The following is a 26,133-nucleotide window of genomic DNA, read 5'->3' on the forward strand; positions in this document are numbered from 1 at the left end:
AGTTATAACTAAGCACCCCGCGCCGGTGCATTCTCATCTCAGGCGAAGCGGTGCTAATAAAATAAAGGTTTGTTATGGAAAAGCTATCTTACGTATCTGAAGGCAGCAAGACAGCCTGGTCAACCTACCTGCAGCAAATCGATCGCGTGGCCCCCTATCTTGGCGAACTGTCGCGCTGGATCGACACACTGCGCCATCCGAAACGTGCGCTGATTGTTGATATTCCACTCCAGATGGATGACGGGACTATTCGTCACTTCGAAGGCTTTCGCGTGCAGCACAACCTTTCACGCGGGCCGGGTAAAGGCGGTGTGCGCTATCACCCGAACGTCGACCTGAATGAAGTGATGGCACTCTCCGCCTGGATGACCATTAAATGCGCGGCGGTAAACCTGCCTTACGGCGGCGCAAAAGGCGGTATTCGCGTCGATCCTTTCGCCCTGTCGGAAGGCGAACTGGAGCGTCTGACCCGTCGTTACACCAGCGAAATCGGTCTGATTATTGGGCCACAGAAAGATATTCCGGCACCGGATGTCGGCACCAATGGCAAAGTGATGGCCTGGATGATGGATACTTATTCCATGAATCACGGCACCACGATTACCGGCGTGGTAACCGGTAAGCCGATCCACCTTGGCGGCTCTCTGGGCCGTGAAAAAGCCACCGGGCGCGGCGTATTTATTACAGGCCGTGAAGTGGCACGCCGCAGCGGTATAGAGCTGGAAGGCGCCAGAGTTGCCGTACAGGGCTTTGGTAACGTTGGCAGCGAGGCCGCTCGCCTGTTTGCCAGCGCCGGTGGCCGCGTGGTCGCGATTCAGGATCACACCGCAACGCTGTTTAACGCTCAGGGTATCGATCTGGCAGCACTCACCGAATGGCAGGCCACTCATAAAAAAATCGCCGGCTTCACCGGGGCTGACGTGATTAGCGATGACGCTTTCTGGGACGTGGAAATGGATATTCTGATCCCGGCCGCGCTGGAAGGTCAAATCACCCGCCAGCGTGCCGAGAAGCTGCACTGCCGCCTGGTGCTTGAAGGTGCCAACGGCCCGACCTTCCCGGAGGCGGATGACGTACTGGCCGAACGCGGCATTACCGTGGTTCCTGACGTTATCTGCAACGCCGGTGGGGTAACCGTCAGCTACTTTGAGTGGGTTCAGGATATGGCCAGTTTCTTCTGGAGCGAAGACGAAATAAACGAACGCATGGATAAAATCATGACCGAGGCGATGATCCACGTCTGGGACAAAGCGCGTGAGAAAGAGTGCAGCCTGCGTACATCGGCCTATATTGTGGCCTGTGAACGTATTCTGATGGCGCGTAAAGATCGCGGTATCTATCCGGGCTAATCCGTCTGATTGGGGCGGTTTTCCGCCCCTGTTCAGTGCCTTGCGTGCTATTTCAGCCACGACACCGGCGTTTTACCTTCGATGAGTGACTCGTCGTTCCCTCTGTCAAATCACGCCATTTTTAGCTCCCGACTTGCTGTCTGGCCCCCTTTTCACTTGTAGCGGAATATTTGCACCCGAGTGCAGATATCGCTACCGGCCTGCTATACTGTCGAAAAATTTTCGGGTTCAGATTCTTTTCCACACTGAGAACAGCGGGTTACGGCTCACCATGCAGAAAAAAAACTTACCTAAAGCGCCGATGAGAAAAGTGACCGCCAGCGATGTCGCTCACAGAGCAGGCGTATCAAAATGGACGGTATCCCGGGCGTTCACCGACGGTGCATCCATCTCACCGGCGACCCTGGAGCGCGTGAAGGCCGCCGCCAGTGCGCTGGGCTATCGCCCTAACCTGCTGGCCCGCAGTCTGTCCAAAAAAAGCTCGCGCATCATCGGCGTGGTGGTTGATGAGCTGCACAATCCAAACCTGATGCCGCTGCTGGACGAAGTGACCCGGCAGCTGCAGCAACGGGGATATCTTGCTCTGCTGTTGAATATCAGCCAGCGCGATGAAGGGCTGTTGACCCTCGCAGACCAGCTACAGGTTGACGGACTGCTGTTTATGGGAACGCTGCTCAGCGAAGAAATTATTCGTCTGGCGCAGGATATTCACCACATCCCTCTGGTACAGATAGGTCGCAGCAGTACTCATCCTTATATTCAGGTGGTCACCACTGACGGATATCAGGCTGGCGTTGCTATGGCCGATCTGCTGCACGGTGAAGGCTTCTGCCGCTTTGGCTACATGAAAGGCCCGGATACCGACTCCAGCCAGCTCTTACGCTTTGACGGCTACCGCGACCGTCTGCTGGCACTGGGCGTTGATGAAGCGCGTATCACCATGCTGCATGCCAATCATTATCAGCGAGCCAGCGGCTATCATACCCTCGCTCACTATTTAAATCAGACCAGTGCAGACCGTCGAATTGACGCCCTGTTTTGCGAAAATGACGTTCTGGCCATCGGGGCAATTGAAGCGTTGCGGGCAGCAAATGCCTCAGGTTTGATGGGAATTGTTGGCTTTGACGGGATTGAACTGGCCGCATCGGAGAGCTATTGCCTGACCACCTGCGGCCAACCCTTTTCCGAACTGGTGCCCGATGCGGTGCGTCGTCTGACCTCTCCCTGGATTGAGGAACACAACGCGCTTTATCCCGGCAGGATTGAACTACGCGATTCGCATCGTCGTCATCGATGAAAAGTATGATGTTTTTCTATCATTATCTATCATTTGGTCGATAACGTCATGGCAAAACATGATCAACTTCAAAGAATTTATATTTCATTTATATATTAAATGGAATTTAAATTCCTTTAACCTTAGGCTGTCTCCATTCGCAGGCCACCAGACGTCAGATAATGATCGAAGGTGATGAATGATATCAAACTATCAAATCTATCATTTCACTCTGATAGATATCATTCAGTCTCGTCGCGCATTGAAGCAATCAGAATGAGAGATGACCGATGAAAAAAGCGTTACATGGCGTTTCCGTTTTACATTCTAACGCGGTGACTCAGTTGCGTATCGCCCATGAAACGGGCTTTGATGCACTGGAACTGCTGCCGGAGCACCTGTTCCGTTACCTGGAGCACGGCGGAACGCTGGAAAAGTATAAACAGCTGATGCAGCACTACAATATTGAAATCAGCTGCATTAATGCGCTGAAGCGCATTGGCCGTCATCAGCCGCAGGAACGCCGCGAAATGCTGGATGAGGCGGACAAAATTTGCCGTGCCGCTCAGGCGCTGGGCTGCCCGGTGGTACAGATTATGGCGCTGAATGAAATCGATGCGCTGTCTGAAGCAGAGCGTACGGAGATTCTGACGCAAAACGTCCGGGATATTGCGGCGATTGGCGCACAGTACGGCATTAAATTCCAGATCGAGGTGGTTGCCTTTACGCCGTTTAACAGCCTGAAACAGGGCCAGGCGATTATCGATGCTGTCGGTGCCGATAATGTCGGCGTCGTGATTGATTTCTGGCACCTGTACGCCGGTGGTGATACAACCCCGGAAGAGGTGGAAGCCCTTGATGTTAATCTGATTTATGGCGTGCATTTTTGCGATGGCCGCCGTTTGCACCCGGGAGAGGCGTGGGACGAGCGCGTACAGCGTAACTATCAGCCGGGTGAAGGTGAAGTGGATATCGATCGTTGGGTGGCTGCGGTGAATAAAACCGGCTACAGCGGCGTATGGTGCCCGGAGCTGCTCAGCCCGACACACTGGGAAGACGATCTGTGGCAAATAGCCCGCGATTCAATGGACAGCCTGACGGCATACACCAGCAAGTAAGGTAAGAGATAAACAAAACCGCCCTCTTATCTGGCGTGATGCAGTCCTGCACCGCTATCCCGGATAAGAAGGGAGGGATCATGAAGTAGGGTTGGCAAGATGACTGGCAGATTCCATGCGGAACCTGCCCTTTTTTTAGGCGTTATTCGCCGCGTCTTGCGCTGCCTGATAGCGTTGTTTAAAGGCTTCATTGTCTTCCACCAGGCGCAGCGCCGCTTCAATCAGTTCGTTCTGCACCAGCGTCGTTGAACCGCCGCTGGTCACCCAGTGAATATACATCACGCACAGCGCGGCAACCTGCAATGCTTCTCCTTCCTCATTTTCACCGTCGAACTGATACTCGGCCAGTGACCAGTCGTAAACGGCATTGACGAAGGGCATATCACCGCTTTCGTCCAGTGCAGGGAGCGTGTGAAACAGTTCAACCATTTCCGGCGTCGCTTCGTAGTTCTGGCGGCCAATTGCATCAAGTTTGCGGCCGTGCGCGCGGCTTTTGTTGGCCTGTTTCGCTTTTTCTTTCGCGCGTTTTTTACGCTTATCCTGTTTTGTACTCACGGTATTCTCTGCTTGCGGAATGGGATGGGCCGCAGAATAGCACAGCGCGACAACGTAACCGATATTATGCGGCAGGAAATGGCCGATAACGCCCCTTTGAAGGATGTTATGGTGAAGGCGCATTGCAGAAAGCAGGCAGCAGAAAGGCTGCCCCTAAAAAATCAGGCGAACCCAGGCAGGGTTCGATCCAGGCAAAAAGGAGCTGTGTATGTTGTTTAAAGTAGAAATGACTGTCAATTTGCCAGCGTCAATGACCAGGGCCGAAGCCAGTGATATTAAACAGCGCGAACGGGAATATTCGCACAGGCTACAGCGAGAGGGAAAATGGCGCCATCTCTGGCGCATTGTCGGCAGCCAGGCCAGTATCAGCATATTTGACGTCAGGGATGCTGAAGAATTGCACGAACTGCTCAGCGCTCTGCCCCTCTTTTCCTACATGCAAATGAACGTGCAGGCGCTCTGCCGCCATCCCTCTTCGGTGTATGACGACGATCGGTAACGATTGCACGCCTACCCGATTCAGAACTTACCAATCAGCAGCGAAACCAGACCGGCCGCAATCAGGGGCCCGACCGGCACGCCGCGAAACAGTGAAACGCCAATAATGGTGCCAATCAGCAGTCCGCCGACGATGGTCGGCTGGCTGCTCATCAGCGAAACGCCGCGCCCACCGACCCATGAAACAAAAATTCCCACCGCAATCGCCAGCAGGGATTTCCAGTGCAGGAAGGAGTGCAGCAGCGTGCTGGAGGGCAGAGAACCGCTGGCAATCGGCGCCATCACCCCAACGGTCAGAATAATGATACCAACGGTCACGCCCTGCTTTTCAATCCATGGAAAAGTCTGCTGCAGCGGAGTCAGTCGAATAGCGACCAGCACCAGAAGAGCAATCGTGACAGTGAGGTTATGACTGAAATAACTTAAGGCAGCAAGGAACAGCAGAATCATTAAAGACAGATCGAACATGTTTAATTCCCGGACGACAAAATCGGTAGCAGCATATTGTTATCCCAGCATAAACATTTTTTTCACATCCTCTACTTTTTTTTCCCGGTGACCTCACTGGCCTGGCGACCAAAATAGCGATAAAACGCCACGCTGAAGTTGTTAGCGTGGCGATAGCCCACCTGCCAGCCGGCCTGCGCAACCTGATAGCCCTGTTCCAGCAGACGATGGGCTTTTTCCATCCGCATCTGTAATAGCATTTGACCGGGGGTGGTGTTAAAGCGCTGATGAAAACCCTGTTTCAATTTGTAGTCGCTCAGCCCCACCGCCATCGCCAGCGTACTTAACGAAAACGGCTCATCCAGATGGGCCAGCATCCAGTCACGGGCCTGCTCCAGCTGGAGATCGTCCCTGGGGTGCAGCGGCTTATGCTTCACCTCTTCCACCAAATGCCGCTGCAGGGCCAGTAAATTTAATGCGTGGATCTGTAGCATCAGAGCGTCATTGCCGCCCTGCCTGAGCTGCTCTAACAGCGTGGCCGTTGCCCGACTGTAAGGCGTGAAGGCGTGGTTAACCACGCGACCGGTGGCAAACAGCCTGTCGCAGACCGCCGCACCAAGATAATGACTGACGCTGTCGGCGCTCAGCAGCAGGCGCAGCTGGCTGACCTGTTCACCGCCTCGATAGCGCCGTTCTCCCTGGCTGCCGTGAAAGCTGGTGACGGTAAGCTGGCCCTCGGTAAACTGCGTTTCGCTGCCGTCGCGCCCGCAAAACTGCGAGTTTCCTGCCAGACCAAAAGTCAGCACCAGCATTGGGCGATCGTGTGGGTTGCAGGTTTCCTCTATCAAAGGCCGCACCGGCTGGTAGTTGGAACAGACGACGGTAAAGCCTTCTGCCACCGGATTGAAACGGGAAAGGCAGTGCCCCACCGTGGCAGGCAGTGACCGAATGTTGCCCTGCTGTTCAGCATCCGCCGATGTCAGCCGATAGCTTTGTGTCCCCTGGAAAGCCTGAATCATCACCTTCACCGTTTCACAGACTAAAATCACCGCCTCGCATATAAACGAGGATAATAAGCATTCTCATTATAGATATCATAGTTGCTGACCTTGCGCTATCGACAAACGATGAGGATGAGAATGGCACGATCTTACTGGGGCCTGCTGCTGGCGGCCCCCGGCATGACGGCAATCGCCGCCGACGTACAGAATAATGAGATGGTGGTCACCGCCACCAAAACGGAACTGCCTGTCGTGCAAGTACCGGCATCGCTTTCCGTTCTTTACGGTGAAGATCTTGAAGAACGCCGGGTAGACAGTGTCAGCCAGCTGGCAGCAATGACACCCGGTATGGCATTTCAGCCCTGGGGCCAGGCCGGCACTAACCTTGCGGTGGTACGTGGGGTAACCGGCAGCGGCAGCGGGTTTAACTCGGCCATGCTGCTCAGCGAAGACGGCGTGCCCCTGCTGGCCGGACAGGGTTTTGATAATAATTTCCTCGACGTCGATCGCGTGGAGATCCTGCGCGGGCCGCAGTCATCGCTCTACGGCCGCAATGCCGAAGTCGGGGTCATCAACGTTGTCACCCGCACGCCGGATAATCTACAACGCGGTGAAATTACGGCGATTGCCGGTAGCCGCCAGCGGCAGCAGCTGCGCGGTAGCTTCAGCACTCCGCTGGTTGAGGATCGGCTGTATGCCGCCGTAGCGGGCGAATGGAAATCGCAAAACGGTTACGTTGATAACACTACCACTGGCGGCAAAGCCGACGATCGCGAACGCAATAACGCGCGGATCGTGCTGCGCTGGACGCCGACCGATGCCGACGATATCCGCCTGCGCTACAGCCAGCAGCGCTATCATGACGGCGGCTCGCAGTGGGGACCGGCGGCCAGCCGCGACAGAAAAGTCGCCAGCGGCACCGATTCATGGAACCACTCACAGGCCAGCGTCGTCTCCCTCGACTATCGCCACCTGTTGTCAAACGGCTGGCAGTTCCGTTCCATCAGCGCCCGTACCGAAATTCTCGACCGTATTCAGCAGGATACCGATTTCACCGCGCCGGATACGCTGCATATGCAGCGCGATAATCAGTTCACCACCCTCTCTCAGGAATTCCGCCTTCAGGGCGAAGGCAGCGATCATCGCTGGCTGGCCGGGCTGTACTTCGATCGCGACGACAACGATTACCGCTTCGTACAAAAGCTGCCGATGATGTCCACCGAAATGCGTAACGCGCAGATCGGCAATACGCAGGCGCTGTTCGGTGAATGGACGCAGATGCTGGGCGGCCCGTGGAGCGTAACGCTGGGTGGGCGCATTGAGCGCAGCGAAATTGAAATGTCCCCGACGGGGATGGATAAACGCAGCTCCACCTGGCACAACGTCTCGCCGAAAATTACCGTGCAGTATCAGTGGCAGCCCGATCTGCAAAGCTACGCCAGCTACAGCCAGGGCTATCGCTCCGGGGGCTATAATCTGTTTTCACCGGCGACCGACTACTTCCGTTACAACCCGGAAAAAGTTCACTCCTGGGAACTGGGGGTTAAGGGTTTGTCCGACGATCGCCGCCTGCGTTACAGCAGTTCAGTCTACCTGATGGATATCGACGATATGCAGGTTCAGCAGGTGGTCCAGGCCGGTGTGGTGTATATCAACAACGCAGCAAAAGCCCGATCTACCGGCTGGGAGCTGGAGGCCGACTACGCGCTGCTGCCTGAACTGCGCCTGCAGGGTTCACTCGGGCTCAACCATACCCGTTTCGATAACTATCGCGACGGCAGCAACGACTATGCCGGTAATCACAACACCTTCGCGCCGGATGCCACCGCCAGCCTCGGACTGCGTTACGAACATGCCAGCGGTGCTTACGGCCTGCTGCAGTGGCACGGAGCCAGCCATAGCTTCCTCGATGCGGGCAATCAGTATCGTCAGGCCGGTTACGGCGTTGTCGACATGACCCTCGGTTATGCCTGGCGCGACCTGGATGTTTCGCTGTTCGTCGATAACCTGACCGATAAAGAGTATGACGCCGTGGGCTACCTCAACGGTAGCGTACGCATTTACAGCCCGCCGCGTGAACTTGGCCTGAAAGTGAGCTACAAACTATGACCTTCCCCGTCACAATGATCGACCGGCTGGCCGCCGACAGCGTGCTGGCTGACAGCGTGCAGCTGGCGCTGCAAAACAATCTGTTTGACCACTTGCAAAACCCGCTCAGCGCGCGGCAGCTGGCGGAGAAGTTGCAGTGGCATGCCGACCCCACTGCGCATCTGCTGGAGCTGCTGTGGAGTTTCCAACTGCTGGATCGACAGCAGCAGCAAGGCGAAGCGCTTCTTTATCGCACCGCTTCGGCTGTCATTCCGTACCTCTGCCAGCAGGGCGAACGCTATATGGGTGATGCATGGCGCTACCGCCTTCAGGCGCTGCGCGGATTTGGCCAGCAGCTGACTGAGATGCTCAAGCAGCCGCTGCCCGAATACAGCGAACAGCTGCCGCATGACGCCGCCTGGGCCGCTGCCGCTGGGGGACAAATTGCGCAGGAGCAGCGGGCGCTCACCGCCGATACCGCCTGCGCGATCGCCGCCACCGTGACACGTTTCAACCATCCGGCCAGAATGCTCGATATGGGCGGCGGGCCGGGACTGGTCAGCGCGGCGCTGGCTCAGCGTTATCCGCAGCTGACCGGCGTGGTGCAGGATCTGCCGCTAACCGCCAGGGTGGCACAGGGAAATCTCGTTGCCGCCGGTGTGAGCGATCGTTTCAGCGCGGTCAGCGAACTGGTGGACAGCGACCGCTTCGACATTATCTGGTGTTCCTCGTTTCTGCACTTCGTGGCCGATCCGGCGCAGACGCTCGCCGATCTGTATCGACGGCTGAATCCCGGAGGCGTCTTAATCAGTGCCCACGCACGCCTGGGAGACGATCCGCAGCAGGTTAGCCGGGTTCTGCCCTTCTTCCTGCCGCTGCTGATGCGTGGTAAGCACGTCTTCCACCGCCATCAGCTGACGCAGATGCTGACCGAAGCAGGTTTTCGGGTGGAGGATCGCGGTGAACAGCCGTTTCCAATGGCACCGCTGCACATTCACTGCGCCTGGCGTGGAGAACGCTCGTGAGCCGGGCGCTGCTGCAACTGACGTTTTTCTGGTTTAACGTCAGCCTCACGCTGCCGGTCACGTGGCTGATGCTCGGCCTGCCGCTGATCCTGCATCAGCAGGGCTGGAGCGGCCAGCAGCTTGGGCTGTTCCAGCTGGCGGCCCTGCCTGCGGTGATCAAACTGTGGCTGGCGCTGCCGGTGGAACGGGGAAGGCTGTTCCGCCAGCGCTATAAAAGCTGGGGAAGCCTGCTCTGGCTGGGGCTGGCACTGCTGTTTGCCCTGCTCAGCCAGTTCGATTTGCAGCAGAATAAAAGCCTGCTGTTTGCTCTGCTGCTGTGTTGCAGCCTGTTGCTGGCCTGGTGCGATGTGCCGGTCAATGCGCTGGCGATTGCGCTGTTTCACGACGGCGAACAGGCCCGTGCCGGCAGCGTTCGCGCCGCTGCGCTGTTCACCGGCGCGGTGGGCGGCAGCGGCATTATGCTGCTGCTCTGGCAGCACTACGGTTGGGCGCTGCCCTGTCTGCTAATGAGCGCGGCGGCCCTGCTCTGCGCGCTGCTGCTGAGGCTGCTGCCGGAACCGCCCGCCGGGGAATATCGCCGCAGCGAGATGCTTGGCTTTTTCCGGCAGCCGGGAGGAAAAGGCTGGTATCCGCTCTGCATTCTGGCCTTTCCGTTCCTCGGCAGCGGCTGGCTGTGGCTGAAACCGCTGCTGCTGGATGCCGGACTGCCGATGCAGCAGGTGATTATGTGGGTGGGCGTTGGCGGCAGCGTCACCGGTGCGCTGGTCAGCCTGATTGGCGCACGCTGGCTGAACCGAGGCAATGCCAGCACGGCGCTGCCGGGCTGGCTGCTGTTTGCCGGGATTGCGCTGCTGCTGCTGGCGGCAGGAGTCTCGCAAAAGCTTTCCGCAGAGCTGCTGCTGGCAATTTCCACGCTAATGGCCTGTGCCATTGGCGGGCTGTCGGCACTGATGTTTATGCTGATGATGGCGTTCAGCCGCGAGGAAAACCGGGCGGTTGATTATGGTATCCAAGCCAGCCTGTTTACCCTGTCGCGGCTGAGCGTGCCGCTGTTTAGCGGACTGTTGCTGGACCGCTTTGGCGGCGGAGTGATGCTGACCACGCTGGCACTCTGCACGCTGGCGGTGGCGCTGTATGCCTGGCTGCAACGGCGGACTATTGCGGCCAGGCTGGTACAGTCGTAATCAGGCGAGGCTGTCGATTGCGGCCTGCAGGCTGACCTGCGGGCCGCTCAATACCGACAGCGTGGTATGGATCAGTTTTTCTGCGCCGCTCATGGAGGCCTGAGCCAGAACAATGCAGCCGAGCGCGCATTCCGGCCGCTGGCGAATATAATCGGCGATAACTTGATGATAACCGGCGATATCCCCCTGATTAAACCACGCCCACGCACGCGGGATCAGCTCCACCACCAGACGTTCACCCGGAATAAAGGCGCTGAACAGGCGGGTCGTGGATTCAAGGGTCGAACTGGCGGTACAGAGTACCAGGATAGTGCCGTGATAGCGTGAAGACACTTTAGCCAGCGTGGCATCAATACGCAGCACCGGCTTGCTGAACTCGGTTTCAAATGCCGCCACGCCGAGCGTGGTACAGGTGACGATCACCACATCCGCCTGTTCACACAGTTCGCTGATGGCCTGCCGGGTTGCCAGGGTAATATCGGGCGTCACTTCATTTTGCGCGACAGCGCGCTCAAACAGTTCGCTTTCTACACGGTGCAGCAGTTCAACGTCCGGGTAATCCAGCGCCAGCAGAGCCTGTTCAAAAACGTCAATATTGCTTCTGGCCGCATGCAGACAGGCGACGATGGCCATAATTCTCTCCAGGATGAGTATGGCGGCGCTTTTCACGCCGCCGTTGCAGGTGCTATTTCAGCCCACGATTGTGCAGCATCGGTTCGATTTGCGGTTCACGCTCCAGCCAGCGGTGGAACAGCTGCTGCAAATCGCTGCTGTTCCCGCGCGAGAGGATCATCTCGCGGAAACGCTGCCCGTTTTCAGCGGTCAGCCCGCCGTGCTGCTCAAACCAGGCATAACCATCGTCCGCCAGCATCTGCGTCCACAAATAAGCATAGTAACCGGCGGCGTAGCCGTTGCCCCAAATGTGCTGGAAATAGCTGGAGCGATAGCGCGGCGGCACCGCAGGCAAATTCAGCCCTTCCTGCTGTAGCGCCCGCTGCTCAATAACGTCAGCCTGCTGCAACGGTTCATCGGCAGCCAGCAGGTGCCAGTGCTGGTCGAGCAGCGCCGCCGCCAGCAGCTCGGTCATATCGTAGCCTTTATTAAATTTACTGGCGGCCTGCATCCGCTCGCGCAGGGCGGCTGGCATCGGTTCACCGGTCTGATAGTGGCGAGCATAGTGGTTAAACACCTGGTTATTACTGGCCCAGTGTTCGTTGATCTGCGACGGGAACTCGACGAAATCGCGCGGCGTATTGGTGCCGGAAAGGCTGGCATAGCGCTGTTCGGCAAAGATGCCGTGCAGCGCGTGGCCGAATTCGTGGAACAGCGTAATGACATCATCCCAGGAAAGCAGTGCCGGATGCCCTTCCGCAGGCCTGGTGTAGTTTGCCACGTTGTAAATCACCGGTTTAGTGCCCAACAGGGTCGACTGCTCAACGAAGTTGCCCATCCACGCGCCGCCGCCCTTGTTATCACGGCGGAACCAGTCGGTATAGAACAGTGCCAGCGGGCTGCCGTCTTTATCCAGCACCTCATAGACTTTAACGTCGGGATGATAAACCGGAATATCCGCGCGCGGTTTAAAGGTGATGCCGAACAGCTGGGTTGCCGCGTAGAACACGCCGTTTTCCAGCACGTTGTTCAATTCAAAATAGGGATTGAGCTGAGCGTCATCAAGATCGTACTGTTCGCGCCTTACCTGCTCGGCGTAGAACAGCCAGTCCCACGGTGCCAGGTTAAAACCGCCGTTCTGACGGGTAATAATTTGCTGGATGTCGTCGGCTTCACGCTGTGCCCGGGCGCTGGCCGCTGGCACAATCTGTCGCATGAAATCCAGCGCGGCCTGAGGGGTTTTCGCCATCTGATCCTGCATTTTCCAGGCGGAAAAGCTGTCGAACCCCAGCAGCTTCGCCTGCCGGGCGCGCACCTGCGCCAGCCGGGCAATGACCTCGCGCGTATCGTTTTCGTCACCCTTCTCCGCCCGCGTCCAGGCGGCGTTAAACAGCGCCTGGCGGGTGCTGCGGTCGTCGATAGACTGAAGCGCAGGCTGCTGCGTGGTGTTTTGCAACGCCAGCAGCCACTGAGCCGACAGACCACGGGCCTCTGCCGCTGCGCGGGCAACGGCAATCTCCGCCTCGTTCAGTCCGGCAAGCTGCTGGCGATCGGTTACAGCCAGGCCTCCGGCTTTGGTGGCGGCCAGCAGCCGACGGGTAAAGCGGCTGCTGAGCGTTGCCGACTCCTGATTCAGCGCTTTCAGCTCGGTTTTTTCCCCATCGCTGAGCCGCGCCCCGGCCAGCTGAAACGCCTGCCAGGTCACTTCAACCAGCCTTAACGATTCATCATCCAGCGACAGCTGATGGCGCTGCTGATACACCCTATCCAGCCGGGTAAAGAGCGCAGCATTGAGGTGAATGTCATCATCCAGCGCGGCCAGCTTTGGGGAAATCTCTTCGTCCAGCGCCTGTAGTGCATCGCTGGTGTTGCCAGCGGTCATCGCGCTGAATACGTTATAGACCCGGCGCAGATTTTCACCGCTATTTTCCAGCGCCAGATAAGTGTTATTAAAATCGGCCGGTGTCGGATTGGCGGCAATGTCAGCGATCTCAGTGCGTTTCAGCTCGATAGCGCTCTCCAGCGCGGTGCGATAATCCTCATCGCTAATGCGATCGAAAGGTGGCGCCTGGTAAGGCAGCGTACTGGCCTGGCTGAACGGGTTAAGCTGGCGGGTGGACATCGGCTGATTCTCCTTAAATGATTCTGCCGCCAGCAGCGATGACAGGCTGGCGCTCAGTGCCACAACTATGGCGTAAATAGCGGATTTGTTGCGCATTTCCCTGCTCTCCTGCTCCCTGTTGCACGCTTTCCAGAATAAACGTGGAATCACGCAGGACGCAATGCCTTACTGCCCACCTGAACCTGCTAATTACGGATTAACTTATGCTGCCTGCCGGGATTTATCACACTGCCACACGCAGCGGCCCTCAACCCAGGTCGCGGCGATGTTGCGGTCATCACCCAGGGTCATCAACACAAACAGCTTTTCCCAGATATCGAGGCTGTTGCCGTGGCGCAGGGTTTGCAGCGCGGACACCGCCGGATCGATCGCCACAAAATCCGCATCTTTACCCGGCATAAAGCTGCCGATATGCCGGTCCAGATCCAGCGCCTTCGCCCCGCCGAGAGTGGCGTGATAAAAGGCTTCACAGGCTGAAAGTTTGTAGCGCTGAAGCTGCCCCACCTTGTAGGCCTCGCCGAGGGTTTGCAGCATATTGAATGTAGTGCCTGCACCAACATCGGTGCCCACACCCATTTTCACCCCTTTCTGCCAGCAGGTTTGCAGATCGAACAATCCGCTGCCGAGGAACAGATTAGAGGTTGGGCAGAAGGCGACAGCGGAATCGGTGTGGTGCAGGCAGTCCCACTCTTCATCTTCAAGGTGCAGGCAGTGGGCAAACAGGCTGCGGCGGCCGGTCAGCTGATACTGATGATAAACATCAAGATAGCCGCTATTTTCAGGGAACAGCGCCTTCACCCAGGCGACCTCCTGCGGGTTTTCGCTCAGATGTGTATGCAGCCAGGTATCCGGGAACTCCTCACGCAGCTGGCGGACTTTTTCCAGCAGCTGCGGTGAGGATGTGGGGGCAAAACGCGGCGTCAGCGCATAGCTCAGGCGACCAACGTTGTGCCAGCGTTCAACCAGCTCGCGCGTCTGCCGATAGCTTTGTTCCGGCGTTTCGGTCAGCGCTTCCGGCGCGTGGCGATCCATCATCACTTTACCGGCGATCAGCCGCATCCCCAGGCCGTGCGCGGCCGAAAATAGCGCGTCTACCGATTCCGGGTGGACAGTGCCAAACACCAGCGCGGTGGTGGTGCCGTTGCTTAGTAGCTGCTGGAGGAAAAATGCCGACATTTGCGCAGAGTGCTGCGGGCAGTGGTACTGACTTTCCACCGGAAAGGTGTACTGATTCAGCCACTCGAGCAACTGCTCGCCAAAGGCCCCGATCATCTCGGTTTGCGGATAGTGAATATGCGTGTCGACAAATCCCGGGACGATCAGCTTGCCACGATAATCCACCAATTCGCAGCCCGGTGGCAGTTGTGAACTCTCCTCCTGCCAGGGGCTGAGGGAAACAATTTTGCCTGCATTAAGCAACAGCAGGCCATCTTCGATGTAGCGCGCGGCGTCTAAAAGTTCATCCGGCGTACTCACCGTACGGGTAATATCGAAAAAACTGCCGCGAATGGCGTGGCTACAGGTTACTGGCATAATTATTCCTTCAAGCACGGCGGAAGATCCGTCCCGCAATTCACGGGAGAGGTGCTGGTTATAGATAAACAAACAGAGTGACCATTCTGTTTCAGAAAAAACATACTCTGCTGTTTTGCAAAAACCGTACCAGTGAGAATAAATAAATTAATCATATTTATCAGTAAGATAAATTAAATTCCGGCAAACATCATATTTTGGGATGATAAAAACGACAGGCAACCGTTTGCTATTTAATGCGCAAACGGTTGCCTGGCATTAATAATAAATACGCTCATCTATCGGACATTATTCGTCTGCTTCCTGGCACCGAAATAACGCAAAGTCCGTCACTTTCGCACCATGCTGGTGCGACATTTTCTTATTAATCATAACCATTCGCTTCTTATCACACCTGCCATGAGATGGTATGGTGATCGGCGCTGCATGGTGGAAATTTCCGGGTTAAGACGCCCAATTTTGTATTGAGGAACAGTGAGATGATCGTATTTGTTACCGGCGCGACCGCTGGTTTTGGTCAGAGCATTACCCGTCGTTTTATCGCGCAGGGTCATCAGGTGATTGCAACCGGCCGCCGTCAGGAACGCCTGGATGCACTGAAGGAAGAGCTGGGTGAGAATGTCTATACGCTGAAGCTTGACGTGCGCGACCGCGCGGGCATCGATGAGGCGATTGCCAGCCTGCCCGCCGAATGGCGCAACATTGACGTTCTGGTCAACAACGCCGGTCTGGCTCTGGGGATTGAACCGGCGCAGCGCGCCAGCCTGGATGACTGGGAAGATATGATCGACACCAACAATAAAGGGCTGGTGTACATGACGCGTGCCATCCTGCCGGGCATGGTGGAACGCAACATCGGTCATATCATCAATCTGGGTTCGATTGCCGGTAGCTGGCCGTATCCTGGCGGCAACGTTTATGGCGCAACTAAAGCCTTCGTGCGTCAGTTCAGCTTCAACCTGCGTACCGATCTGCACGGCACTGCACTCCGCGTGACCGATATCGAGCCGGGTCTGGTGGGCGGCACTGAGTTTTCTAACGTGCGCTTTAAGGGCGATGATGCCCGTGCCGACGGCGTTTATGACGGCGCTGTACCGCTGACGCCGGAAGACGTGACCGAAGCGGTCTGGTGGGTCGCCACGCTGCCAGCGCATGTGAACATTAACGCGCTGGAAATGATGCCGGTGGGTCAAAGCCAGGCCGGTTTACGCGTGCATAAGTCGTAATTTGCTGCGCGTCTCCTGCTCCCGCTTACGGCGGGGGCAGATCCGCAATTCCTCAAGCATTTAAACGTTCTCAGATGCAGCTAAATGGTTTTTCCCCATCCCGCCACGATAATCAGCATTCCGCAGAACGCCACCGCGGCCCCAACCCAGTCCCATGTACTGAGCTTTACACCGTCCACCACCCGCAGCCAGACCAGCGCGGTCACAACATACACGCCACCGTAGGCAGCATAGACGCGCCCGCTCGCCTCCGGATGCAGAGTTAACAGCCAGACGAAAATCATCAAACTTAGCGCAGCGGGCAGCAGCAGCCACGGGGAGCCGCCTTTTTTTAACCAAAGCCAGGGTAAGAAACAGCCAATGATTTCAGCCAGCGCGGTGGCAAAAAACAGTAACGTGGTGGTCAACATACGTGTAAATCTCTCCGAATCCTCAATGAACACACCGGGTCGCTGTTGAGCACTTCGGCGCTGATGATATACTTATTGGCAATATCTGCGCAGCAGTTCTCTTCGCTTCGCGTCTGTAAAGAAAGGAAACCTTTGATGAAATCACTACAACAACGTCTGACCCGCACCACCCTACCACTGGTTCTACTGGCGGCACTGTTTTCCGTGCAGCACAGCGCAATGGCGCGCACTGACCGTCTGGTGATTGAAAACGGCGATAACTCGTTGAGTAAAGAACAGGCTCGCCAGGAGAAAGAACAGTGGGATGATACTCATCGCCTGCGTGGCAAAGTGAACAACCGCGTTGAGAAAGAGTTCGATAAAGTCGATCGCGCCTTCGACACCCGCGACGGCTGCGAAAAAAGCCTGAATGTGAACGCCTACTGGGAACCTAATACGCTGCGCTGCCTGGATCGTCGTACCGGACGCCCGGTTGCACCGTAAGCCTGGTCATTTTTCTGTTCGCCAACTGAATGTGGTAAGAAACGCCCCATCATTAAAAGTGCATCGCTATGGGGCTGACGGTGTTTCACGTTGATGGGCAATTTTTGGCTTATAATTACCGCTGTTCTCACGCAAAAGGATGAAATGATGAAAGGTTCTAAGTGGATATTAACCGCCCTGCTCGTTGCCAGCCCGCTGGCCGTTCAGGCATCTTGCGAAAGCGTCAAGGCTGATATTAGTCAGAAGATCATCAATAACGGCGTGCCAGAATCCGGTTTCTCGCTGGATATCGTCCCTAACGATCAGGCCGAGCAGGCTGGTGGTCAGGTTGTTGGGCACTGCGAGAGCGATACGCAAAAAATCGTCTATAAGCGCAACGGTAACGACAGCGATAACAATGTTCCGGCCAGCGCGGGAACCTCCCAGGACGCACCTGCACAGTAATCTCTTTACCGCTGACCTGAGGCATTATGCCCGGTCAGCGGTCCCTTCCTAATGTGGCTTTTGTACCGGCACCAGCCGCGACATCAGCAGACTGCCAAACGCAATAATCAGTGACACCACAAACACCCAGTGCAGCGAGTGGGCGATTTCCGTCAGCATCAGATCCAGGTTCGCGGGTTTGAGCTGCTCGCGCCCGGCGGGTGACATCACCTGCTGCACCGGATCGCTATATTGCGGCAGGCGCAGCATCAGGTTGTAGTTCAGCACCGCCCCCATTAGCGCCGTGCCCAGCGCTGAGCCTAACATGCGGCTGAACATCACCGAAGCGGTACAAATCCCGCGGATCTCAAACTGCGCCGTGTTCTGCACCGCAATCAGGAAGGTGGTACTGGTCATCCCCATTCCCGTACCGATGACGAAGGCGGATAATCCGGCATACCATACCGGGCTTTCGCGATGCAAAATCAGTAGCATCGCCGTACCCGCGATCAGCAACAGCGAACCCAACTGAGCGGTAAATCGGTAAGAGGTGTGCTGCATCAGTCTGCCGCTTAGCGTACTGGCCAGCGGCCAGCCAATCGACATCATCGCCAGCGCACTCCCGGCCTGCAGCGGTGTACCGCCGTTAACGCCCTGAATCCAGGTGGGAAGGAATGCACTGATCCCCATCATCGCCGCACCGATCAGCAGGTTGCCAACGTTACCCGCCAGCAGCGTTCGGGTGCGCCAGATAGCCAGTGGAAACAGAGGCTCGCCAGAGTAACGTTCGTGGCGCAACAGTCCCCATCCGGCCAGCAGCGCAACGGCGCTTAATACCAGTGTCCAGTAGCCAAGCGACTCGGCCTGTAACAGTGCGGTTAATAGCGCGGTAACGGTCAGCATCAACCAACAGCTGCCGGTGAAATTGATACGCCTATCGGTTTTTTCCCGGCTTTCCGGGAAGAAACGCACCAGCAGCAGCATCGAAATGATACCAATCGGCACATTAACCCAGAAAACCAGCGCCCAGTTAAAGTGCTGCACCAGCCAGGCACCGGTCAGTGGCCCGACAATCGCCGCTACGCCCCACACGCTGGAAAGCCAGCCCTGCACGCCTGCACGCTCTTTTGGTGGATAAACGTCGGCGATAATCGTTGAGGTCAGCGGCATAATAGCCCCGGCCCCCAGACCCTGGAAGGCACGGAACAGGATCAGCCAGCCCATGCTGCTGGCAAATCCGCAGAGTATCGAGCCCACCAGAAACAGTCCGGCACCGATAAAAAACACGCGCTTGCGGCCCCACATATCGGCAAGACGGCCATAGATAGGTACGGTGACCGCCTGGGTCAGCAGATAAATAGAGAAAACCCAGCCAAACTGCGAAAAGCCACCCAGTTCAGTGATGATCGTGGGCATCGCCGTGGCGACAATGGTGACCTCAATGGCAGCCATAAACATCGACAGCATGCAGGCAATCAGCACCCAGTGACGCCGGGTTACGGCGTTAATTGTATTTTCTGACATGGGATTCCTTTTCGTTGCTTCCCTGCTAAGTGTGTACCAAATCCTGTCGTGGAGTTTTCGGATTGTGCGCTTTAGCTGGTGACAACGTCACATAAATTCCAGAGTTTTGATTAGCTCAGCGCGCGAAATCACGATAATTAAAACAACATCCCGCCAGGATAGTAAACGAAAACAATGGCTTTTTGCGGCATGGATTCAAAGAAGAGTATAGCCGGGGCGAACTCTTTAAGCGGTTCGCCCACGTTATCTGGCTTATAAGTTCAGGGGAGAGAGATCGAAATAGCGCGACAGATCGCGGGTTTCTGCACGTGGTAAATAAGGAAGCTCACCCAACAACGGTGCGGGGATCTTGTCCTGTAAGACGTTGATAATTTCTGCGTAGTGCGCAAGGCCTGGATTAATTCGGTTAGCCACCCAGCCCAGCAAAGGTAGCCCGTCGTTCAGTATCGCCTGTGCGGTCAGTAAAGCGTGGCTGATACAGCCCAGTTTGATACCAACCACCAGAACGACGGGCATCTGTTCCTGCACCACCCAATCCGAGAGCGGGCGTCTGTCGCTCATCAGACTGCGCCAGCCGCCGGTTCCCTCAATGACAATATGATCGGCCTGTTCATCCAGCGCATGCAGCCCGCTACTTAATGTGGCATAGCTAAACGACTGCAGGCTGGTGCTGATTTCATCATCAAGCAGAGTTACCGGGTTAATTGCCTGATAAGGCAGCTGAAGTGAAGAAGAGGCCTGCAATACCAGGGCATCTTTATTTCTCGGCCCCTCTTCGGTTTGCTGACTACTTTTGGCTACCGGCTTGTAGCCAACGGCATGCTTATCGCCCACCGCCAGCTTTTGCAGCAACCCTCGTGACACCACCGTTTTACCGACTTCAGTATCGGTTCCGGTAACAAATAAACGTTTATACATAAACGGCTCCAGCAGGCCATGTCTGGCCCACAGATAAACTTTTGGGAAGTAATGGAGCGAAAATTGTAGGGCAGCACCTGGTGGTGAAGATTGCGTTGGCGCAATATTTAGTGGATTCGTTATCCCTGCAGTAATTTGATCAGCAGCGAGCCATTGTAGAGCGCATCCTTCACCAGTGCCGCACCGGGCATCGTTCCCTGGTTCTGGAACTCGGTCGGCTCCACGGATAGCGTTGCGCCATAGTCAGGTAACGACTGTTGCTGAATACAGGCATTAATCGCCGGGAATAAAATCGGGTGTGCGCGATTGAGCGGCGAACCTATCAACACTTTTTGCGGATGGAACAGGTTGACCATAATGGCCAGAATACGCCCAATACTGCCACCAACACCGGTGATAATGTCGCAGGCCAGCTGATCGCCGCTCAGTGCGGCATCGCACAGGTTTTCAATCGAAAGCGGCTGATTGTGCAGCGAAGAGCTCATTGATGCCTGCATACGCTGCGCGGCCAGTTCGAGCATGCTTTCCGTACTGGCCACGGTTTCCAGACAGCCGTGATTGCCGCAGTAGCAAAGTTTGCCCCAGGGGTCGACCTGAGTATGCCCTATCTCAACGAGCGTTGCGCCACCGCCGTGCAGCAGTCTGCCGCCGGTGATCACCCCGGCACCAACGTTATGGTCGATAACCACTTGCAAAACATCGCTGGCATCACGCGAGGCCCCAAACAGTGACTCAGCCATGGTCCAGGCGCAGATATCATGCTGGATGTAGACCGGCAGCCCGGTTCGACGCTCCAGTTCCGGCCCCAGCGGCATGTCATCGACCTGATAAAATGGCATGCGATGCACGATGCCCGCCTGGCCGTTAACTCTGCCCGGTAAGGTAATAGCAATAGCCGTCAGCCGCTCCAGACGGCTCTGGTGGATCACAAAGAATTGATCGATCAGCTGAATAATGCGCTGAAGAAGCGGCTCGGGATCGGCGGGAGGCAGCGCAAACTGCTGTTCAACCACCATTTTGCTGCTTAGATCTCGCAGCGCGATGGTTATCTCGCCGTTGCCAATACGAACGGCGAGAAAATGCCAGGCTTCCGTGTCCAGCACCAGGCCAACGGCGGGACGCCCCCGGCTACCGGGTTCCTGAAATTCAGTTTCTTTAACCAGGTGCGCTTCCAGCATTTCACGAACAATCTTGGTAATACTGGCTGGAGCCAGCTGCGCTTTTTTGGACAGTTCGATACGCGAAATAGGGCCAAACCGGTCGATAAGCCGATAGACCGCACCGGCATTGGTCTGCTTAATCTGGTCGATATGACCAGGCTGATTGTCCGCAATCACACCCCAGCTCCCGCTTATTTTCACGCTTCAAAATAAAGCATACTGCTCATGGTGAAACACTTCGCACACAAGGTCAAATATTTGATTCGATATGTGATTCGCAGCACATAAACAGCAGAATAGCGCTCATGTTTTCCACGATTTAATGCGCCGGAAGCAGCAGCGACATCATCGCTGACATCACGGCCGGTCGCTCCCGCAGGCGTGACCAAACCAGCCAGACCTGTGACAGAGCATCCACTTCCTGCAAGGGAATCCAAACGACATCCGCCAGCCGAACCCGGCGGAAAGATGCAGGCAAAATGGACACACCAAGTCCGGTCGAAACCAGCCCAATAATGGTCATCGCTTCCCCCACTTCCTGGGCAATATTCGGCTCAATCTGGTAGTGATGCAGCAGGGTTAAAATTTCCGTATAGAGGGCCGTTCCGACCTGGGGATCGAAAAAAACAAATGGCTCATTCGCCAGTTCGCGAACGCTGATGGTCTGTCTACCGGCCAGCAGATGGTCGCGATGAACCAGCGCATACATCGGTTCCTCCAGGATCAGCTGATGATCCAGCGTTTCCGGTAAGGGGGTATTGCGCATCACCCCCAGATCGAGCCGACCATCGATCAGCGGTGCCAGCTGCTGACGGGTGTTGATCTCCTGCATTTGCAGGTGAACGGCGGGAAAACGCTGACGAAAAGTGAACAACGCATCGGACACCACACTGATAAACGGGGCCGAAGAGGTAAAACCAATACGCAGCTCACCCTCATCACCGCGATGCAAGCGCGCCGCTTTATCAGCGGCCTGAGCAACGTTTTGCAGTATTAAGCGGGCATCCAGCAAAAACTGCTGGCCGGCTGCCGTCAGGCGCACGCTGCGGTTGGTTCTGGCAAACAGACGTGCGCCGATTTCCTGCTCCAGAATCTGAATCTGCTGACTGAGCGGCGGCTGGGAGATATTCAGCCGCTGCGCCGCACGGCCAAAGTGCAGTTCTTCAGCAACGGCAATGAAGTAACGCAGATGACGAAGCTCGACATTCATATGTTAAATATATCATTTGAGATTATTAATATATTAGACATCATAATAGGTTTTTCTTAACTTTTCCATGGAGAGACTAAGCCATCCCCGCTAAGGAACCTGAAGTGAATCGCTCAACCCACGCCGTTACGCTTGAAGAGCCCGTTAACCCCATCCTGTCTGATTATTCCAATGCCAGTGCGTATATTAATCGTGGATCGCCGCAGTTTATGCGTGTCACGCTGGCCCTGTTTTCCGCCGGGCTGGCCACCTTCGCCCTGCTCTACTGTGTACAGCCGATACTGCCGGTGCTGTCGCATGAATTCGGCGTTTCCCCTGCCAGTAGCAGTATTTCGCTCTCCATTTCTACCGGTTTCCTCGCGCTGGGCATGTTGTTTACCGGCCCGCTCTCTGATGCGCTGGGTCGTAAATCAGTGATGGTCACGTCGCTGATGCTGGCGGCCATTTTCTCTCTGCTTTCGTCCACCATGACCAGCTGGCACGGAATTCTGCTGATGCGCGCGCTCACCGGCCTGTCATTAAGCGGTGTTGCAGCGGTAGGAATGACCTATTTGAGCGAAGAGATGAACCCGGCGGTTGTCGCTTTTTCGATGGGCCTCTATATCAGCGGTAATTCCATCGGTGGCATGAGCGGCCGTCTGTTAAGCGGTGTGATCACTGATTACAGCAGCTGGCGCGTGGCGGTTGCCGTCATCGGCTGTTTTGCGCTGGCTTCCGCCGTTATGTTCTGGAAAATTCTGCCCGACTCACGCCATTTTCGCCCGGCGTCGCTGAAACCGCGCAGTCTGGCCATTAACTTCCGCCTTCACTGGCGCGACAGCGGTTTGCCGCTGTTATTTGCCGAAGGCTTTCTGCTGATGGGGTCTTTCGTCACGCTGTTTAACTACATTGGCTATCGTCTGTTGGCCCCCCCTTATTCACTTAGCCAGGCGGTTGTTGGTCTGCTATCCGTAGTGTATCTCACCGGTTCCTGGAGTTCGCCCAAAGCCGGTGCGATGACAGCGAAGTATGGACGGTCACCGGTCCTGTTAGTTTCAACACTGGTGATGCTGAGCGGTCTGCTGATCACATTATTCAGCAGCGTCTGGCTGATCTTGCCCGGCATGATGTTGTTTACCGCCGGATTCTTTGCGGCACACTCCGTTGCCAGCGGATGGATTGGCATGCGTGCACGCCGTGCCAAGGGTCAGGCCTCATCGCTTTATCTGTTCAGCTACTACCTTGGTTCCAGCGTCGCGGGCACGTTAGGCGGCGTGTTCTGGCATAGTTTTGGCTGGAGCGGGATCACCGTATTTATTTCTGCAATGCTGCTGCTGTCGATACTGGTAGGTAGCCGACTGCACAATAAAAAACTTTGATTTATTCACCCTCTCGGGCCTACGCAATCAGCGTGGCCCGCTTTTTTTCCCAGACATCGCGCGAACAGATCGCTTAACCAATCAGTGCGAAACGTTATTTACCTTGCTCCTTCCTGCTTGAATAAAACGCACACTGATGTTGAATTGAGCACCGGTAATCATTATTATTAGTATGTTGTAACTAATGGGGAATGGAATGAGCCTTTATCATGCCGTAGATCGGTTGCACCACTGCGTCGCTGAGCTGGAGTCTGAACTCGACATCCTGCAACAGCACATCCTTTCCCTGCGGCTGCTGGCAGCCAGGGTATTTGAATTGCCTGCTGTTGAGAAAGGCAAAGAGAGTGACCCGCTTACGCAGATTAGCGTTGAGCAACGCGTGGGCCAGTCCGCACTACAACTTGCTCTGGCGCATTTTTCACGGCTATTTATGCAGCACCAGTCGGAAAAAATCAGTACCAAATCGGCCGTTCGCCTGCCCGGCGCAATCTGTCTGCAGGTCGACAAAGAGCAGTCTCCCCTTCTCCAGCAGCAGGTTGAACGAATAAACACGCTAAAAAAGCAGTTGGAGCAGATCATTACCGTCGAGTCCGGGCTGCCGAGCGAAGAGCGATTCGAATTCGTTCATACCCACCAGCGTGGATTGATTACCCTCAACGCCTATCGCTCGCTGGTGCTGCTGGATAATCCTGATTCGGTGCGATTCGGCTGGGCCAACAAGCATATTATTAAAAACGTCGGCCGGGACGAAATACTGGAGAAACTGCAAAAAAGCCTCAATGCCGGTCGGGCGCAGGCACCGTGGAGCCGCGAACAGTGGGCTGAAAAAGTGGCACAGGAGATCGAATCGATCAAATCCCTGCCCGATACCGCGCGGCTGAAGATAAAACGGCCGGTCAAGGTGCAGCCTATCGCCAGAGTTTGGAACAGCAGCAGCCAGAAGCAGACCCAGCTGGCCTGCCCTTCGCCTTTAATCGTGTTGTGTAAGGATACGGCCAGTGTGCCGGTGCTGGGCGAATTGCTTAACTACGACGCGGATAACGTGAATCATCGCCACAAACCGCTGGCGCAGCCGCTGTTTATGCTGATCCCCCGGCTGCACCTGTATACCGATCGGCTTGCCTGATACCCACAGCAGATTGAGGCACAAAAAAAGCCAGGCATCAGCCTGGCTTAGTCTTCAGGGAGCACGGGAAGGATCAGACTTTCATGCTGCCAACCATCTCTTCCGGACGCACCCAGGCATCGAACTCTTCCTCGGTCAGATAGCCCAGTTTCAGCGCAGAGCCTTTCAGCGTCAGCCCTTCTTTATGCGCTTTCTTGGCGATTTCAGCCGCTTTATCGTAGCCAATATGGGTATTTAATGCGGTAACCAGCATCAGCGACTCATTCAGCAGTTGGGTAATGCGGTCACGGTTCGGTTCAATACCCACCGCGCAGTGGTGATTGAAGCTGTCCATGCCGTCAGCCAGCAAGCGCACCGACTGCAGGAAGTTATGGATCACCATCGGACGATAAACGTTAAGCTCGAAGTTACCGGACGCGCCGCCGATATTCAGCGCCACATCGTTGCCCATCACCTGGCAACACAGCATAGTCAGCGCTTCACACTGGGTCGGGTTCACTTTGCCCGGCATGATTGAACTGCCCGGCTCGTTTTCAGGAATAGCGATCTCGCCGATACCACAGCGCGGGCCGGAAGAGAGCCAGCGCACGTCGTTAGCAATCTTCATCAGGGAAGCCGCCAGGCCCTTCAGCGCGCCGTGCGCGTGTACCAGCGCATCGCAGGTTGCCAGCGATTCAAATTTGTTTGGCGCAGTCACAAACGGCTGTTTAGTCAAATCGGCCAGTTCCTTCGCCACGCGAACCGCGTATTCCGGGTGGGTATTCAGGCCGGTGCCCACGGCAGTGCCGCCCAGCGCCAGCTCGGCCACATGAGGGATACTCTGTTCGATATGCTTCAGGCTGTGCGCCAGCATGGCAACCCAGCCTGAAATTTCCTGGCCCAGCGTCAGCGGCGTGGCGTCCTGCAGGTGGGTACGGCCAATTTTGACGATGTCTTTATAGGCTTCAGCCTTATCATTCAGCGTCTTTTGCAGCACTTTCAGCTGCGGCACCAGATGTTCCTGCACCGCAACAACCGCTGCCACATGCATCGCCGTCGGGAAGACGTCGTTAGAGCTTTGGCTCTTATTAACATCATCGTTCGGGTGCACGAGACGTGACATGCCGCGCTCACCGCCAAGAATTTCACTGGCACGGTTGGCGAGCACTTCGTTCATGTTCATATTGGTTTGCGTACCGGAACCGGTCTGCCAAATGGCGAGGGGGAATTCAGCCGCGTGCTTGTCGGCCAGCACTTCATCCGCCGCGCTGATGATAGCGCCAGCACGTTCACCCGGCAGCAGGCCGAGATCGCTGTTTACCTTGGCTGCGGCGCGCTTAGTGAGCGCCAGAGCATAGACCAGCTCGACAGGCATTTTTTCCGTTGAAATGCGAAAGTGTTCCAGTGAACGTTGGGTCTGCGCGCCCCAAAGTTTATCAGCCGGTACTTCGATTGGTCCCATTGAGTCTTTTTCAATGCGGTGGGCTGCCATTCCTCTCTCTCCTTTA

24 protein-coding genes are annotated in these 26,133 nt (G+C 56.0%); 12 read left to right on the forward strand and 12 right to left on the reverse strand.

Annotated features, from left to right (window positions below):
• Positions 1-74 precede the first annotated feature (74 nt).
• The 3 genes from OMR58_RS18465 to OMR58_RS18475 all read left to right on the forward strand — a co-directional run bounded on the left by OMR58_RS18465 (position 75) and on the right by OMR58_RS18475 (position 3,743).
• Positions 75-1,349 (forward strand): Glu/Leu/Phe/Val family dehydrogenase, encoded by a 1,275-nt coding sequence (locus tag OMR58_RS18465; RefSeq protein ID WP_200544779.1) that lies wholly within the window; start codon positions 75-77, stop codon positions 1,347-1,349.
• Between the two features lie 271 nt (positions 1,350-1,620).
• Positions 1,621-2,646 (forward strand): LacI family DNA-binding transcriptional regulator, encoded by a 1,026-nt coding sequence (locus OMR58_RS18470; RefSeq protein ID WP_200544778.1) that lies wholly within the window; start codon positions 1,621-1,623, stop codon positions 2,644-2,646.
• A 269-nt stretch (positions 2,647-2,915) separates the two neighbouring features.
• Positions 2,916-3,743 carry a sugar phosphate isomerase/epimerase family protein gene (locus OMR58_RS18475; RefSeq protein ID WP_200544777.1) on the forward strand — a complete coding sequence of 276 codons (828 nt, stop codon included), beginning with the start codon at positions 2,916-2,918 and terminating at the stop codon, positions 3,741-3,743.
• A gap of 135 nt (positions 3,744-3,878) precedes the next feature.
• Here OMR58_RS18475 and OMR58_RS18480 read toward each other — a convergent pair whose 3' ends face one another.
• The gene (locus OMR58_RS18480) at positions 3,879-4,298 is read right to left on the reverse strand and encodes a hypothetical protein (RefSeq protein WP_105595487.1); all 420 of its coding nucleotides are present in this window, start codon (positions 4,296-4,298) and stop codon (positions 3,879-3,881) included.
• 208 nt (positions 4,299-4,506) lie between these two features.
• On the opposite strand from OMR58_RS18480, the gene catC reads away from it, so the two are divergent.
• Positions 4,507-4,797, forward strand: coding sequence for a muconolactone Delta-isomerase (catC, locus tag OMR58_RS18485; protein ID WP_200558722.1), 291 nt, complete (start codon positions 4,507-4,509; stop codon positions 4,795-4,797).
• Positions 4,798-4,817: 20 nt separating this feature from the next.
• Here the strand turns inward: catC and OMR58_RS18490 are convergent, their stop codons facing one another.
• Both OMR58_RS18490 and OMR58_RS18495 read right to left on the reverse strand, forming a co-directional pair.
• Positions 4,818-5,264, reverse strand: a complete 447-nt coding sequence (locus OMR58_RS18490) for a DUF441 domain-containing protein (protein ID WP_200558720.1) — start codon at positions 5,262-5,264, stop codon at positions 4,818-4,820.
• A gap of 71 nt (positions 5,265-5,335) precedes the next feature.
• Positions 5,336-6,262, reverse strand: a complete 927-nt coding sequence (locus tag OMR58_RS18495) for an AraC family transcriptional regulator (protein ID WP_200558718.1) — start codon at positions 6,260-6,262, stop codon at positions 5,336-5,338.
• Between the two features lie 120 nt (positions 6,263-6,382).
• Here OMR58_RS18495 and OMR58_RS18500 point away from each other — a divergent pair, with 120 nt between their 5' ends.
• Genes OMR58_RS18500 through OMR58_RS18510 form a run of 3 tightly spaced genes read left to right on the forward strand, consistent with a single transcriptional unit; the run spans position 6,383 to position 10,541 of the window.
• Entirely contained in the window at positions 6,383-8,353 is a 1,971-nt protein-coding gene (locus OMR58_RS18500; protein ID WP_264546632.1) for a TonB-dependent receptor, read from the forward strand.
• Positions 8,350-9,357, forward strand: a complete 1,008-nt coding sequence (locus OMR58_RS18505; RefSeq protein WP_264546633.1) for a methyltransferase domain-containing protein — start codon at positions 8,350-8,352, stop codon at positions 9,355-9,357. The genes OMR58_RS18500 and OMR58_RS18505 overlap by 4 nt, the downstream gene beginning before the upstream one ends.
• The gene (locus OMR58_RS18510; protein WP_200558713.1) at positions 9,354-10,541 is read left to right on the forward strand and encodes an MFS transporter; all 1,188 of its coding nucleotides are present in this window, start codon (positions 9,354-9,356) and stop codon (positions 10,539-10,541) included. The genes OMR58_RS18505 and OMR58_RS18510 overlap by 4 nt, the downstream gene beginning before the upstream one ends.
• On the opposite strand, the gene OMR58_RS18515 is transcribed toward OMR58_RS18510, so the two are convergent.
• The 3 genes from OMR58_RS18515 to guaD all read right to left on the reverse strand — a co-directional run bounded on the left by OMR58_RS18515 (position 10,542) and on the right by guaD (position 14,808).
• Complete coding sequence (locus OMR58_RS18515) at positions 10,542-11,174, reverse strand: hypothetical protein (protein WP_200558712.1); 633 nt, start codon at positions 11,172-11,174, stop codon at positions 10,542-10,544.
• 52 nt (positions 11,175-11,226) lie between these two features.
• Entirely contained in the window at positions 11,227-13,371 is a 2,145-nt protein-coding gene (gene dcp, locus OMR58_RS18520) for a peptidyl-dipeptidase Dcp (protein ID WP_264546634.1), read from the reverse strand.
• Between the two features lie 105 nt (positions 13,372-13,476).
• Positions 13,477-14,808, reverse strand: coding sequence for a guanine deaminase (guaD, locus tag OMR58_RS18525; protein ID WP_264546635.1), 1,332 nt, complete (start codon positions 14,806-14,808; stop codon positions 13,477-13,479).
• A 479-nt stretch (positions 14,809-15,287) separates the two neighbouring features.
• Between guaD and ydfG the strand changes: the two genes are divergently transcribed.
• Positions 15,288-16,034 carry a bifunctional NADP-dependent 3-hydroxy acid dehydrogenase/3-hydroxypropionate dehydrogenase YdfG gene (gene ydfG / locus OMR58_RS18530; RefSeq protein WP_200544760.1) on the forward strand — a complete coding sequence of 249 codons (747 nt, stop codon included), beginning with the start codon at positions 15,288-15,290 and terminating at the stop codon, positions 16,032-16,034.
• Positions 16,035-16,114: 80 nt separating this feature from the next.
• Here ydfG and OMR58_RS18535 read toward each other — a convergent pair whose 3' ends face one another.
• The gene (locus tag OMR58_RS18535) at positions 16,115-16,444 is read right to left on the reverse strand and encodes a YnfA family protein (RefSeq protein ID WP_105595496.1); all 330 of its coding nucleotides are present in this window, start codon (positions 16,442-16,444) and stop codon (positions 16,115-16,117) included.
• A 135-nt stretch (positions 16,445-16,579) separates the two neighbouring features.
• On the opposite strand from OMR58_RS18535, the gene OMR58_RS18540 reads away from it, so the two are divergent.
• Both OMR58_RS18540 and OMR58_RS18545 read left to right on the forward strand, forming a co-directional pair.
• A complete protein-coding gene (locus OMR58_RS18540) occupies positions 16,580-16,927 on the forward strand; it encodes a DUF1283 family protein (RefSeq protein ID WP_105595497.1) in 348 nt (115 codons plus the stop codon).
• Positions 16,928-17,071: 144 nt separating this feature from the next.
• Positions 17,072-17,371: a DUF1161 domain-containing protein gene (locus OMR58_RS18545; RefSeq protein ID WP_370569394.1), complete on the forward strand. Its 300-nt coding sequence runs from the start codon at positions 17,072-17,074 to the stop codon at positions 17,369-17,371.
• A gap of 48 nt (positions 17,372-17,419) precedes the next feature.
• Here OMR58_RS18545 and OMR58_RS18550 read toward each other — a convergent pair whose 3' ends face one another.
• The 4 genes from OMR58_RS18550 to OMR58_RS18565 all read right to left on the reverse strand — a co-directional run bounded on the left by OMR58_RS18550 (position 17,420) and on the right by OMR58_RS18565 (position 22,162).
• Positions 17,420-18,874 carry an MDR family MFS transporter gene (locus OMR58_RS18550; RefSeq protein ID WP_264546636.1) on the reverse strand — a complete coding sequence of 485 codons (1,455 nt, stop codon included), beginning with the start codon at positions 18,872-18,874 and terminating at the stop codon, positions 17,420-17,422.
• Between the two features lie 252 nt (positions 18,875-19,126).
• Positions 19,127-19,792, reverse strand: coding sequence for a dethiobiotin synthase (bioD, locus tag OMR58_RS18555; protein WP_264546637.1), 666 nt, complete (start codon positions 19,790-19,792; stop codon positions 19,127-19,129).
• Between the two features lie 119 nt (positions 19,793-19,911).
• Complete coding sequence (mlc, locus tag OMR58_RS18560) at positions 19,912-21,129, reverse strand: sugar metabolism global transcriptional regulator Mlc (RefSeq protein WP_200558708.1); 1,218 nt, start codon at positions 21,127-21,129, stop codon at positions 19,912-19,914.
• Positions 21,130-21,271: 142 nt separating this feature from the next.
• Complete coding sequence (locus OMR58_RS18565; RefSeq protein ID WP_264546638.1) at positions 21,272-22,162, reverse strand: LysR family transcriptional regulator; 891 nt, start codon at positions 22,160-22,162, stop codon at positions 21,272-21,274.
• Positions 22,163-22,266: 104 nt separating this feature from the next.
• Between OMR58_RS18565 and OMR58_RS18570 the strand changes: the two genes are divergently transcribed.
• Both OMR58_RS18570 and tus read left to right on the forward strand, forming a co-directional pair.
• Entirely contained in the window at positions 22,267-23,520 is a 1,254-nt protein-coding gene (locus OMR58_RS18570) for an MFS transporter (RefSeq protein ID WP_264546639.1), read from the forward strand.
• A 196-nt stretch (positions 23,521-23,716) separates the two neighbouring features.
• A complete protein-coding gene (gene tus / locus OMR58_RS18575; protein WP_264546640.1) occupies positions 23,717-24,646 on the forward strand; it encodes a DNA replication terminus site-binding protein in 930 nt (309 codons plus the stop codon).
• Between the two features lie 73 nt (positions 24,647-24,719).
• Here tus and fumC read toward each other — a convergent pair whose 3' ends face one another.
• On the reverse strand, positions 24,720-26,117 hold the full coding sequence (gene fumC / locus OMR58_RS18580) for a class II fumarate hydratase (RefSeq protein ID WP_264546641.1): 1,398 nt from the start codon (positions 26,115-26,117) through the stop codon (positions 24,720-24,722).
• Positions 26,118-26,133: the final 16 nt, after the last annotated feature.

The organism is Erwinia sp. INIA01 (assembly GCF_025947915.1).
GTDB lineage: Bacteria > Pseudomonadota > Gammaproteobacteria > Enterobacterales > Enterobacteriaceae > Erwinia > Erwinia coffeiphila.